At 67.3% G+C, this 12,880-nt stretch carries 10 protein-coding genes; 4 read left to right on the forward strand and 6 right to left on the reverse strand.

From position 1 onward, the window contains the following. Positions 1-8: 8 nt before the first annotated feature. A complete protein-coding gene (locus ACU0B3_RS16720) occupies positions 9-3,212 on the reverse strand; it encodes an efflux RND transporter permease subunit (RefSeq protein ID WP_446262015.1) in 3,204 nt (1,067 codons plus the stop codon). Between the two features lie 4 nt (positions 3,213-3,216). Further along, positions 3,217-4,314, reverse strand: a complete 1,098-nt coding sequence (locus ACU0B3_RS16725; RefSeq protein WP_446262016.1) for an efflux RND transporter periplasmic adaptor subunit — start codon at positions 4,312-4,314, stop codon at positions 3,217-3,219. A gap of 70 nt (positions 4,315-4,384) precedes the next feature. Here ACU0B3_RS16725 and ACU0B3_RS16730 point away from each other — a divergent pair, with 70 nt between their 5' ends. Next, positions 4,385-5,047: a TetR/AcrR family transcriptional regulator gene (locus ACU0B3_RS16730; RefSeq protein WP_446262017.1), complete on the forward strand. Its 663-nt coding sequence runs from the start codon at positions 4,385-4,387 to the stop codon at positions 5,045-5,047. Between the two features lie 123 nt (positions 5,048-5,170). Here ACU0B3_RS16730 and ACU0B3_RS16735 read toward each other — a convergent pair whose 3' ends face one another. Beyond that, on the reverse strand, positions 5,171-5,965 hold the full coding sequence (locus tag ACU0B3_RS16735; protein ID WP_446262018.1) for a GntR family transcriptional regulator: 795 nt from the start codon (positions 5,963-5,965) through the stop codon (positions 5,171-5,173). Further along, positions 5,962-6,900, reverse strand: coding sequence for a hydroxymethylglutaryl-CoA lyase (locus ACU0B3_RS16740; RefSeq protein ID WP_446262019.1), 939 nt, complete (start codon positions 6,898-6,900; stop codon positions 5,962-5,964). Before ACU0B3_RS16740 ends, ACU0B3_RS16735 begins: the two co-directional genes overlap by 4 nt. Positions 6,901-6,970: 70 nt before the next feature. Between ACU0B3_RS16740 and ACU0B3_RS16745 the strand changes: the two genes are divergently transcribed. Genes ACU0B3_RS16745 through leuD form a run of 3 tightly spaced genes read left to right on the forward strand, consistent with a single transcriptional unit; the run spans position 6,971 to position 10,166 of the window. Continuing rightward, a complete protein-coding gene (locus ACU0B3_RS16745) occupies positions 6,971-8,128 on the forward strand; it encodes a CaiB/BaiF CoA transferase family protein (RefSeq protein ID WP_446262020.1) in 1,158 nt (385 codons plus the stop codon). Further along, on the forward strand, positions 8,125-9,534 hold the full coding sequence (locus ACU0B3_RS16750) for a 3-isopropylmalate dehydratase large subunit (RefSeq protein ID WP_446262021.1): 1,410 nt from the start codon (positions 8,125-8,127) through the stop codon (positions 9,532-9,534). The genes ACU0B3_RS16745 and ACU0B3_RS16750 overlap by 4 nt, the downstream gene beginning before the upstream one ends. A 2-nt stretch (positions 9,535-9,536) precedes the next feature. After that, positions 9,537-10,166, forward strand: coding sequence for a 3-isopropylmalate dehydratase small subunit (leuD, locus tag ACU0B3_RS16755; RefSeq protein WP_446262022.1), 630 nt, complete (start codon positions 9,537-9,539; stop codon positions 10,164-10,166). A gap of 243 nt (positions 10,167-10,409) precedes the next feature. Here leuD and ACU0B3_RS16760 read toward each other — a convergent pair whose 3' ends face one another. Next, on the reverse strand, positions 10,410-12,065 hold the full coding sequence (locus tag ACU0B3_RS16760; protein WP_446262023.1) for an FAD-dependent monooxygenase: 1,656 nt from the start codon (positions 12,063-12,065) through the stop codon (positions 10,410-10,412). Then, on the reverse strand, positions 12,062-12,868 hold the full coding sequence (locus ACU0B3_RS16765) for a maleate cis-trans isomerase family protein (RefSeq protein WP_446262024.1): 807 nt from the start codon (positions 12,866-12,868) through the stop codon (positions 12,062-12,064). Before ACU0B3_RS16765 ends, ACU0B3_RS16760 begins: the two co-directional genes overlap by 4 nt. Between the last annotated feature and the right edge of the window lie 12 nt (positions 12,869-12,880).

Consider the following 12,880-nt stretch of genomic DNA (forward strand, 5'->3'; position numbering starts at 1 on the left):
GAAACCCTCTATTCTGCTGCAAACTTCTGCGGAGGTGTGGCGCGGCGCGTGCCGCGTTTCGACGTCACCTTTGGAGGCGAATCCGCGTTGTCTTTGTCCGTGGCTTTGACCGTGGCTTTGTCGTTGCCATTGTCCTTGGCTTTGGCCTCCGCTTCCTTGCGCTGGCGCTTTTCCTCGCGGCGCTCCTTGCGCAGGTAGGTGTGATAAAGCGCCGGCACACCGATCAGCGTCAGGATCGAGGCAAAGCCTAGACCCGCCATGATCGCCACCGCCATCGAGGCAAAGAAGGCGTCCGACAAGAGCGGCACCATCCCGAGGATCGTCGTCGCCGCCGCCAGTACCACTGGGCGTAGACGGCTGACGGAGGCGGCGACGATGGCCTCGGACTGCGGCTTGCCCTGCTCGTCCTTTTCCATGTCGATCTCCTCGACCAGCACGATCGCGTTCTTGATCAGCATGCCCGAGAGGCTCAGCAGCCCCAACAGCGCGGTAAAGCTGAACGGCAGCCCGGTGAAGAGGAGCCCGATGCCGACCCCGGTGACCGCCATCGGCACCACCGTCCAGATCACCGCCGTCTGGCGCAGCTTGCCAAAGAGCAGGATGGTGATCAGCAGCATCGTGCCAAAGGCGAGCGGCATCTGCTTGCCGAGGCTCTCTTGCGCGGCGCCCGCGCTTTCGAACTCGCCGCCCCAGGCAAAGCTGTAGCCCGGCGGCAGGTCCATCGCCTCGATCGCGGCGCGCACCTCGCCAAAGGCTTGCGGCGGCAGGGTACCGGGTACGGTGAACGCCTGCACACTGATGGTGTTCACCCGGTCGCGGCGCTGGATCAGCGTGTCGCGCGCGATCACGTCGAACCCGTCGATCACCTGCGCCAGCGTCGTGTAGCTGCCGGTGCTGGGCGCAAAGATCGGCTGGTCGAGCAGCACGCCGTCGCCGGTCTGGTCGCGCTCGGGCGTGCGCACGATGATGGGGATCAGCCGGTCGTACTCGCGGAAGGTCCCGGCGCGCACGCCGTCCGTCGCCAGCGCCACGACCTGCGCCACGTCCGAGCGCGAGATGCCAAGCGCCTGCGCGCGGTCGGTCGCGTAGATCGGGCGGGTCACCAGTTCGCGCTCGCGCCAGTCGATCCGCTCGACCTCCAAAAGCTCCGTCTGTGTTTCGAAGATGCGCTGTGCCTCGGCGGCCAGCATGCGCAGCTGGTCGGGGTCAGGCCCGGAAAGGCGCACCTCCACATCCGCGCCCACGGGTGGGCCATAGATGATCTGCTGCACCCGCGTCTCCGCCCAGGGCACGGCGCGCGCCGCAAAGGCGGTCAGCGCGTCGCGCAGCGCGGGGATCTGCGTGTGATCGTCCACACGGATCACCAGCTGGCCAAAGGAGGGGTCCGGGTCGGCGGGTGTGTAGGTCAGCATGAAGCGCGTCATGCTCTCCCCGATGGTCGTGGTGACCGCGGTCACATCCTCGCGCGCCAGGAGCCAGTCCTCGAGGATTTCGAGGTCGTCGCTGACGGCCTCTACCGAGCTGCCCTGCGCGCCTTTGTAGTTGAGGTAGACCAGCGGCGTTGTCGCGGGCGGGAAGAACTGCTGTTTGACCCCGCCCATTGCGCCGATCCCCGCAGCCGTCGCGCCGATGAGCGCCACGATCACCAGCCAGCGCACCCGCAGGCTGCCGCGCACGACGGCGGCATAGGCGCGAAAGAACATTGTGTCGTAAGGGTCCTTGCCATCGCCACCGCGCTCGACCTTGAAAAAGTAGCTGGCGAGCAGCGGCGTGACCGTGACAGCCGTGATCCACGACAGCATCAGCGAGATACTGATGACCGCAAAGAGCGAGAACATGAACTCGCCCGAGCTGTCGGGGCTGAGCCCGATCCCGGCAAAGGCCATGATCCCGATGATTGTCGCCCCGAGCAGGGGCAGCTGCGTGCGGCGCGCGGCCTCGGCGGCGGCCTCCTCTGCCTTTCTGCCGCGGCGCATCTGGATCTGCATGCCCTCGGCGATCACGATGGCGTTGTCGACGAGCATCCCCATCGCGATGATGAGCGCGCCAAGCGAGATGCGCTCCACCTTGATGTCGAAGATGTTCATGAAAAAGAAGGTGAAACTGACCGTCAGCAGCAGTGAGCCGCCCACGACCACCGCCGCGCGCCACCCCATGAAGAGGGCGAGCACGCCGATCACCACGCCCACCGACATTGCAAGGCTGCCGAGAAAGTCCTGATTGGCGGTGTCCACGACGCGGTGCTGCTCGTAGATCGGCTCGAGCGTGACACCCACCGGCAAGAGCGGCACCAGCTCTTCGAGCCGCTGCTCGACCCGCTGGCCGACCGACACGATGTTTTCGGAGATGAGGCCCGCGACTCCGATGGTGAACGCCTCCGCGCCGTTGTGGCGGATGATGTGGCCGGGATCGTCGACGCGGGCGCGGGTGACCTCGGCCACGTCCGTCAGGTTGATGACCTCGCCCTGAAAGCCGAACGTGAGCGCGCTGATCTCCGAGACCGAATCGTCGAGCGCCGGCGCATCGACTCGCAGGTTGCGGCCCGGCTCGTCCGCCGAGCCCGTCGGCACGATCGTGTTCGCCGAGGCCACCGCACCCAGCACCACGTTGGGTGGCACGCCGAGCGTGGTCAGCGTCTCGCTCGACGGCTCGACAAAGATCGCCTCCTCCGGCAGGCCCAGCACCTCGGCATTGGCAACACCGTCGACGGCCAGAAGCTCGCGTCGCAGGAACGTGCCGATCTCCCAGACGTCCGCATCCGAGTAACCCGGCGCGGTGACCGCGTAGAGCAGACCGTAGACGTCGCCAAAGCTGTCGTTGACCACCGGCGGCAGCGCGCCCTCGGGCATGTTCGGCATCGCGTCCGCGATCCGATCGCGCATGTCGTCCCAGACCTGCGGCAGCTCGGTGCCGTCATAGGTGTCCTGGATGGTGACCTCGATCACCGACAGGCCCGGCGTGTTGGACGAGGTGACGAAGTCGATCTCGTCCATCTGCTGGATCTCGGCCTCCAACACTTCGGAGACCTCGACCGCCACCTCCGCCGCCGTGGCGCCGGGATAAGGCGTGATGACCAGCGCCGATTTGAGGGTGAAGACCGGATCCTCGAGCTTGCCGACGCTGAGGTAGCCCGCGGCGCCGCCAAAGAGGCAATAGAGGATCAGCAGCCACGTATAGAGCGGGCGCTCGATGGCCAGACGTGCGATTTGCATGGGCTCAGTTCCCCTCGACGATCAGGCCGGTGTAGCGCGCGAGCCGCGTGTCGGGGCCAACCATGTGGCCGCCGAGCTCAACGATCTCGGTACCGGGCGCGACACCCTCGATCAGGAGGTCCACCCCGGTGGTCGAACGGACTTCGACGGGGGTGATCGTCGGGCGCAAGACGCCCGCCTCTCCATCAACGGCCACCACCGCCGTCTGGCCATCGGGCCGCGTGATCACGGCACTGGCCGGCACGGCTACGGCGTCGCCGGTGCGCGGCAGTCGCGCGGTCACGGTCACCGTCTTGCCGGGCAGCACGCGCGGCGGCACCTCCCCCTCGACCACCAGCGAGATCGTGTAGCTCTGCCCGACCCGCCCGGTCTCGGCCTGTATTTCGCGAAAAGCCAGCGGCACCGCCTCCGTCTGACCTGGTAGCACGGTCGAGAACTCGGCCAGCGACGGGTCCCCGATCATGCCAAGGATCCGCTCGGGCAGGTCGAATTCGACGCGCGTCTCCGACAGGTTGTGCACCCGCACGATCGGCTGTCCGGGAGAGATGTTGGTGAACGTCGCCACCAGCCGGTCCGCCACGATCCCGTCAAAGGGTGCTGTCAGCTGCGCATCGGCCAGCGCCTCGCGCGCATCGCGCAGCGCAACCTCCGCCAGATCACGCGCGGTGCCCGCGTCCTGCGCCCGCACTTCGGACGCCACGTTGCGGGAGGCCAGCGTCTGGGACCGCTCGAGGTCGCGCTCGGCCTGCGCCAGCGTCAGCTCGGCGCGCTCCACCGCCCGCTCGAAGGGATCGAGGTCGAGCGCCGCCAGCTGCGTGCCTTTCGCGACGACCGAGCCGCGCGGCGCGTCGAGCACCGACAGGTAGCCCGGCACCTGAAACGACAGGTCCGCCGTCTCGAGCGCGGCGATCCGGCCAAAGAACTGCCGCTCCTGCACGCGGCCGGCCTCTCCGACAATCATGGTGCGCACAAAGAGAGCTCTCGCCTCCGCCCCGGATTGCGGGCTAGTCTCCTCGGCGAGGCTGGCGCTCGCACAAAGCGCTGAAAGGACGATCGCGCGCGCAGCGCAGCGCAGGGCGTGGGCAGTGATGGCTTGCATCATGGGGGCGGGCTCCTATGTCACTAACCGACCGTTCGGTTGGGAACTAGACGCGGCTCGGGAGGGGTCAAGAATGAAATCTGATTTTTTTGCTGCGAACTCCGGCGCGGCCGGCGGCGCAGACCCGGGAGCGGGCAGCAGCCGCAGGGACGAGATCACCCGGATTTCGACGGAACTCTTTTTGGCGAACGGGTTTGCCGCCACCTCGATGAGCAAGGTCGCCGCGGCCTGCAACATCACCAAGGCCAGCCTCTATCACCATTTCGACGGCAAGGAGGCGCTGTTTATCGCCTGTGTGACCCACGGCTACGCAGCGGCGCTCGAAACGCTTCGCGTGCTCGAAGCGGACAAAGCGCTCGATCCGGTTTCGCGGCTGCGCGCGGCGATGGGGGTGCTGTACGACGTGTCGATCAATTCCCCGATGGGGCGCATGTCACCGCTGATCGCCGAAGTCTCGCGCGCCTTTCCCAAGGTCGCCCGCTCGTTTCACAGCCAGTATATCGCCCGGCAACAGGACATCCTGTGGCGCATGGTCGAGGACGGCATCGCGCGCGGGGCGTTCCGGCAGGTCGACAAGCAGGGGTTCTTTCACCTCCTCTTCGGGCCCATCGTGACGCTTTCGCTGTCGCGCGAGATGTTCACCAGCTTTGACGATCTTGAGGACCACTTCCCGGTCCGTCACCTCAGGGACCATCACATCGACTCGATGCTGACGTATTTGACCATGCGCCGTTGACATCCAAGCCAAGCGGTTAAGGGCCGGCGGCACTCGGCCCTGAGTGCGCCGGTTGCTTGGCGAAGATCGCGCTTCGGTAAATCCGGGCGCCGCCGTCAGCGCCGCGTTCTGAACGCGTGCCGCTCAGCTCTCTTTCGACACCCACAGGTTCTTGCCGCTGACCGTGTCGGTCTTGCGTTTGAGGTTCATCGTAAGCGCGTAGGCTTCGGGCAGGTAGTGCACCTCGATATGCTGGATCGGCACGTCGTCCTGGTCCCGCACGGTGCGCGTGATCTTGAGCAGGGGCGCCCCGATGGAGGTTTGCAGCCGGTCCGCCAGGTAGGGATCCGCGAGGGTGGCCGTCACCCGTTGCTCGGCGGAGGTCACGACGTGGCCTGCCGCCTCGATCAGCTCGAGGATCGGCTTCCTGGTCAGGTCGGACTGGGTAAAGCTGCGCCCGATATGCGCCGGGATATACGACAGGATGTGCGAGAACCGCGCGCCCTTGTAGTCGCGGTAGCGCTCGACGCGCTGCACCGTGGTGCCGGCCACGACACCCATCGTCTGCGCGATGCGCTCGGGCGCCTTGACGTAGTCGAGCGAGATCACCCCCACCGTCGTGGACGAGCTGATGGCCAAGAGGTTCTCCATCAGCCCGCCAAGCTCGGCGCTGACGGGGGCCTGCACGATGGTGTCCGACACGACGGTCCCGCGCCCGCGGGTGCGGGTGACGAGGCCCTCGGCCGCGAGCTCGTTCATCGCGCGCTTGGAGGTGATCCGCGAGACGGAGAACATCTCGCTGACCTGCTCTTCGGACGGGAGCCGGTCGCCGCGCACCAGCTCGCCGTTCAGCATCTTTTGCCGGAAGAGCAGGTAAATCTGGTGGTAGAGCGGCGTTGCGCTGGCGGGGTCTACGGCGGTGCGGTCGTTCGGGCTCATGCTGCGTCCTGCGTTTGGCTGCCATGCCCGAGCGGCACGCCTGCGTCGGCCAGAAATCCGTAGAGCGGCTCGCCGGGCAGGGCGCGCGCCAGGATCTCGCGCGTCCGGGCAAGCCGGTCGAGGTCGATCCCGGTCTCGAACCCCATGGCGTCGAGCATGAAGGCCAGGTCCTCGGTCACGATGTTGCCGCTTGCGCCGGGTGCCGCGGGGCAGCCACCCAGACCGCCGAGCGAGGCATCGAGGGTGCGGATCCCCTCGTCGAGCGCGGCAAGCGCGTTGGCAAGCCCGAGCCCGCGGGTGTTGTGCAGATGCACCCCGGTCAGCTTGTCGCCGACGGCGGCGCGCACCGCGCGGATGCGTGCGCGGATCATCGCAGGGTTCGCGTAGCCCGTGGTGTCCGAGAGGCCGACCTCCGCCGCGCCCGCGGCGAGCGCCGCCTCTGCAAGCTGTACGACCTTGGCCTCCGGCACCGCACCCTCGATCGAGCAGCCGAAGGCGGTGGCGATCCCCACCTCGAAATGCGGGCGCGTCTCTTCGGGGACGGCGTCGACGGCGGCGCGGATCTGCGCGATCTCCTCGAGCACCTGCGCATGGCTGCGGTTCACGTTGCGCTGCGAATGCGTCTCGGACGCCGAGAGCGGCAGCGACAGCTTGTGCGCGCCCGACTTCAGCGCGGCGCGCGCGCCGGTGAGGTTCGGGACAAGGACAGCCACGGCAAGGCCGTCGATCCGGCAGGCCGCCTCCACAAGTGCGGCGGTGTCGGCCATCTGCGGCATGGCGCGGTAGTTGACGAAGGAGCCGACCTCGATCTCGCGCACGCCGGCGGCGGCCTCGGCGGTGATCCAGTCGATCTTGGCCTCGAGTGGCATGACGCGGTCGATGCTTTGCAGCCCGTCGCGCGGGCCGACTTCGCTGATCAGAACGGGGTCGGGCATGATTTTCCTTTGAATGCGCCTTTGGTATGCTTATATAACAAATACTCCGGGGCGATCAAAGAGAGCTTTTATGAACCTTCTGGGCGGCGTGCGTGTGATCGAGTTCTCCCACATGGTCATGGGGCCGACCGCGGGCATGATCCTCGCGGACCTGGGCGCGGAGGTCATCAAGGTCGAGCCGCCGGGCGGGGACAAGACGCGCGACCTGCCGGGATCGGGCGCGGGCTATTTCGCGATGTTCAACCGCAACAAGCGGTCCATCGTGCTCGACATGAAGTCCGAGGCGGGCAAGCAGGCTGCCTGCGATCTGATCCGCGGCGCAGACGTCGTCATCGAGAATTTCCGCCCCGGCGCGATGGAGCGGTTGGGGCTGGGACCTGCCGATGCTAAGGCGCTCAATCCGCAGATCATCTACCATTCCTGCAAGGGGTTCCTCAGCGGCCCTTACGAAGAGCGCACGGCGCTTGACGAGGTTGCGCAGATGATGGGCGGTCTTGCCTACATGACCGGACCGACGGGACGTCCATTGCGCGCGGGCGCCTCGGTGATCGACATCATTGGCGCCATGTTCGGCGTGATCGGCATTCTCGGTGCGCTGCATCGCAAGGGCAGGACCGGGGAGGGGGCGCATGTGGCCTCCGCGCTCTACGAGGCGACGGCGTTTCTCGTCGGGCAGCACATGGCGCAGCACGCGGTCACGGGCCAACCGGCGCCGCCGATGCCCGAACGGATTTCCGCTTGGGCCGTCTACGATGTGTTCGAGGCTGCGGACGGCCAGATCTTTGTCGGCGTCGTGAGCGACGGGCAGTGGCAGGCGTTCTGCGCGGCCTTCGGGTTCGACGCCTGGGGCGCCGATCCCGCGATGGCCAGCAACAAGGGCCGGGTCGCCAAGCGCGATCAGATCATCCCCGCGCTGCGGTCCGTGTTTGGCGCAATGACAACGGCGGCGCTCGAGGCGCGCCTCGGCGAGGTCGGGCTGCCCTTTGCGCCGATCCGCCGGCCGGAGGACCTGGCCGGTGACGTGCACCTCAAAGCAAATGGGCTGGTCGATCTGACGCTGCCGGACACAGGGGAAATCGTCTCTCTCCCGGCGCTGCCGATCGAGGTCGATGGCAGGCGCGCCGAGGTGCGCCGCGACCTTGCCCGGCCAGGCCAGCACACCGAGGGCGTGCTGCGCGATCTGGCACGGGCGGCAGAGGCCAGCGCCGCCAAGAGCGCGGCGGAATGACACGCGCGCGGACGGCCATTGAAAAGCTGCGCGCGCTGCACACCGTCAAGACCTACGAGGATGGCAGCGCGCTGATCTGGATCGACCGGATCATGCTGCACGAGCGGACGGGCTCCATCGCGCTCACCAACATGCGCGACGAGGGGCGGGCGATCCGGGACCCGGAGATGGTGTTTGCCACCATCGATCACATCGTCTCGACCCGGCCCGGCCAGCGCGACGCGGCGCGTGCGCCCGGCGGAGCGGTCTTTATCGAGGCGATGCGCGACACCACGCGCGCGCTGGGATTGCGCCTTTTCGACACGCGCGACCGGCGGCAGGGCATCGTGCATGTGATCGCCCCGGAGCAGGGCATCGCGCTGCCCGGGATCACGATGGTCTGCCCCGACAGCCACACCTGTACGCTCGGCGGGCTCGGCGCGCTGGCCTGGGGGATCGGATCGACGGATTGCGAGCACGCTCTGGCGACGCGCACGCTGCGCATCGCGCCGCAAAAGACGATGCGCGTCTGGCTCAGCGGTACCCGCCCCGAGGGTGTGACGGCCAAGGACATCGCGCTTGCGTTGATCTCGGCCCATGGCGCCGCGGGAGGGCGGGGCTATGCCGTCGAATTCGCCGGACCCGTGGTCTCCGACATGGCCATCGAAGAGCGGCTCACCCTCTGCAACATGGCGGTCGAGTTCGGCGCCTTCACCGGGGTCATCAGTGCGGATGCGCGGACCTTCGATTACCTCAAGGGCCGTCCCTTCGCGCCGCGCGGCGCGGCGTGGGAGGCAGCCTGCGCCCACTGGAAGAGCCTCGCAACGGACCCCGGTGCAGTCTTTGACCGTGAGATCGTGCTCGATGTGGGCGGCGTTGCACCGACGGTGACCTGGGGGACCAGCCCCGAGCAGGCCGTGCGCATCGACGGCAGCGTGCCGGAGCCCGAGGGTGAGACCGCGCGGAGGGCGCTCGACTACATGGGGCTTGCGCCGGGCGCACAGCTTGCGGGGTTGCCGGTCGCCGGCGCCTTTATCGGGTCGTGCACCAACAGCCGGATCGAGGACTTGCGCCGCGCCGCCGGCATCCTGCGCGGGCGGCGTGTGGCGCGCGGGGTCACGGCGGTCTGCGTGCCCGGCTCGACTGCCGTCAAGGCGGCGGCAGAGGCCGAGGGGCTGGACCGGGTCTTTCGCGACGCAGGCTTTGACTGGCAGGAGGCCGGCTGCGCGATGTGCTTTTACGCGGGCGGAGAGACCTTTGCGCCCGGCACCCGTGTCGTGTCCTCCACCAATCGCAATTTCGAGGGCCGGCAAGGGCCGGGCGTGCGCACGCACATCGCCAGCCCCGAAACGGTCGCCTGGAGCGCCGTGCAGGGCGCGCTCGCGGACGTGCGCGCGGCGAAAGCGCTCGTGTCGGGCGAGGTCTGAAGATGAGCGCGGGGCTCAGCACACACACCGGCATCTGCGCGATCCTGCCCGAGGACAACGTGAACACGGATGCGATCATCCCCTCGCGCGAGATGCGGCGCGTCTCCAAGGTCGGGCTCGCGGACGGGCTCTTTGCCGGGTTGCGCTACCTCGAGGGGCGGACGCCTGATCCAGACTTTGTGCTGAACCAGCCGCGGTTTGCCGGAGCGAGCGTGCTGCTTTCGGGGCGCAACTTTGGCTGCGGCTCCTCGCGCGAACACGCCGTCTGGGCGCTGCGCGACTACGGGTTCCGCGCGCTCATCGCCGAGAGCTTTGGCGGCATTTTCTTTGACAATTGCGTGGCCAACGGCGTCGTGCCGGTCGCGCTGGAGGCCGGAGAGCTGGAAACGTTGGCGTCCTGGGTCGAGGCAGACCCGCAGGCGCGTCCTGTCAGCATCGATCTGGAGCAGATGGTTGTGACGGGCGCTGGCCGTGAGGTGCCATTTGCGCTGCCCGGCGCGCAGCGGGACATGCTGATCAAGGGCCACAGCCCGATCGACGTGACGCTCGAAGAGGCGCCGCTCCTCGATGCGTTCGAGGCCGCAGATCGCGCGGCCCGGCCTTGGGTCTATGCGGTGCCGGATGTGGGGTAATATCGCCTGGCGATCGCGTTAGCTCACATCTGCGACCTTAAATCCCACGCTTGTAGCCTAAATCAGAGAACCCGCCTGACGGGCACCGTCAGGCCGCGTCATGCCAAAAGCATGCCTCCGGCATGACCCGCCCCCGTCAAATTAAAGGTTTGCCTCCGGCAAAACGGGCGGCGCGATTGCGCCACCCCGCGGGACGGCGCGTGAGTGTCCGTTCATAGTGCTTTAGGATCCGTGGCGCTCAACTCAAACCGTAGCTGCGTGTCCAGTCAGACGAGCCACCCATGCCGTCAGGTCGTCCGGCTTGTCAGCGCCGCGCCAGGCGACATGGCCGTCCGGGCGCACCAGCACCATCGGCGTCTCGTAGGCGGCGCGCACCTCGGCATGATCGCAGGATTGCAATGTACACGGCACCTCAGCCGTACGGAGGGCTGACAGCATCGCCTTCGCGTCGCTGCCGCACCCTTCGTCCAGCACCACCAGCACATGGCTTGCGCCGTACCAATCGAGCGTGGACACGCCTTTGGACAGCCACACATGCGGCGCGCGCGAGCCGGGCCATGTCGACTGCACCACACGGGCAAAGTCGTCGGGCGGCTCGATGCTGCCATCCGGCACCGTGATCGGGGAGGCGGCGTAGCGGTGCCCGATATGGGCGCCCGCCGAGTTGAACTGACGCGCCATCCAGCGCACATTCTCTGTCAGCCGCGCGCGGGCGGCCTCACCTCCGGGTGTGGCGTCCTCGATGTGGTTCGTGACCTGGCCCATCACAAAGTCGATCGTGTCCGAATTGGTCATCGAGCGCTGCGAGTTCCGCCACGCCACGGGCCGGCGTTCGGCCTCGTAGCTGCCCAGCAGCGCGTCCCCGCCCCAACCGGCAAGCACGGCATCGAGCTTCCACGACAAATCGCAGGCATCGCCGATCCCGGTGTTCATGCCCACCCCGCCCGTGGGCGCAAAGAGGTGCGCCGCATCTCCGGCGAGAAAGACGTTGCCGTCGCGCCAGCGGTGCGCGACTGACTGGTGGTGCTGCCAGTGCGTGACCTGCAACAGCTCGAACTCGAACGGCTTGCCGACGGCGCGGTGCAGCACGGCCTCGGCGTCGATCTCGCGCGTCTCCTTGGCCGGATCGAGAAAGTAGAGCTGGTAGTTCCACAGATCGCGCCCGTTGATCCCCGTAAAGACGCCAAAGGCATCGGGCGCAAAGACAAAATAGAGGTTGCCCACACCCTTGCCGTGCGTCTCGAGGAAGTCCGGCGCGCGGAAATAGAGGCTCACGTTCGACCGCCAGGGCCCGCGCCCGCCAAAGGGGATGCCAAGCGCCTTGCGCACGCGGCTGCCGCCCCCGTCACATCCCACAAGATAGCGCGAGGTGATTTCGTGTGTCGCGCCCGTGTCCACATCCTCGACCGTGGAGACGACGTGGTCGCCGCGATCCTCGAACGACAGATGCCGCTGCCCGTGACGCAGGTCCGTGTGCGGGGCGGCGCGGGCGGCGTCGATCAGGATCGGCTCGAGCGCCTGCTGGCCGATCTGCGTCTTGCCGTAGGGGGACCATTGCAGCTCGCGCCACTTTTCCTCTGACCCCTCGGGCCGGTCCCGCACTTCGTTGATGGAGGGCGAGGCGAATCGCGCCAGCTCGTGTCCGGCGAGACGGGTGCAAAAGATGATCCAGTAATTGATGTCCGCCGGCAGCGCGGCGTCAAAGATCGCGTCGGTCAGCCCCCAGCGGCGGTAGATTTCCATCGAGCGCGCACCCAGCAGCGTCGCCTTGGGGTGCTGGGTGGCGTCCTTTCGGGTCTCGAGGACGATCGAGCTGCGCCCGCGGTGCGACAGGTCTATCCCTAGGGTCAGCCCAACCGGGCCACCCCCGACGACCAGAACTTCGGTGTCGAGACTCATGCCGCGTCCGATGCGGCAGGGGTTGCGGCTTCGGGAAAGAGCGTGCGGTAGCGCTCCGCCCAAATGTCCGTTTCGATCCAGGGCATGAGGCTTTCGCGCGTGAGCGGACGCCCGGCGTTTGCCTCCACCAGCGCCCAGATCAGAGCCACGTTGCACGACAGCGGGATCGGACCGTCCCAGCCCTTGACCGCGACCATCGGCTCGAGCGTGGCCATGCCGGTCCCGAGCATCGCGATCACGTCACACTCGGCGTCCTGCAACTCGCGCAATGCGCCAAGCGTCGCCTTGCCCTTCATCGCGTAGATCGGGTGAAACTTGGCGGCCTCGAGGTCCGGCCCGGTCTTGGCCACCACCTCGAACCCAAAGCTCTCCCAGTAGGGATCGCACTTGTCGTTGAGCGCCTTGGGGTAGGGGGAGATGAGCCCGATCTTTTTCGCGCCCAACACACGCAGCGCCTCGATCGTCGCCCAGGCGGCGGTGTAGCAAGGCACGCCATGCGCCGCCGAGAGCTCTGCCATCAGCTCCTGCTCGCGCTCTCTGCCGATCAAGTAGGAGGCGCCGGTGCAGCCAGCCGCCAGCACGCTGATCGGGGCGTTGGCAAATTCCGCCGCTACGTCCGAGAACTTGGTCGTGTAGTCCACGAGCCGGTCTTCGATCGTGTCCTTGTCGCTGGTCAGGCGCGCGTTGATCATTGACCAGTTTCTAGGCATCAGCGCCCAGAATTCAGGCTCGACGGTTGTGTTGGCCTGCGGGGTCAGCATCCCGATCAGGCCGGCTGTGCCGTAGTCAGATTGTGCCGCCATCTGCGGGCTCCC

The organism is Pseudaestuariivita sp., assembly GCF_052825805.1.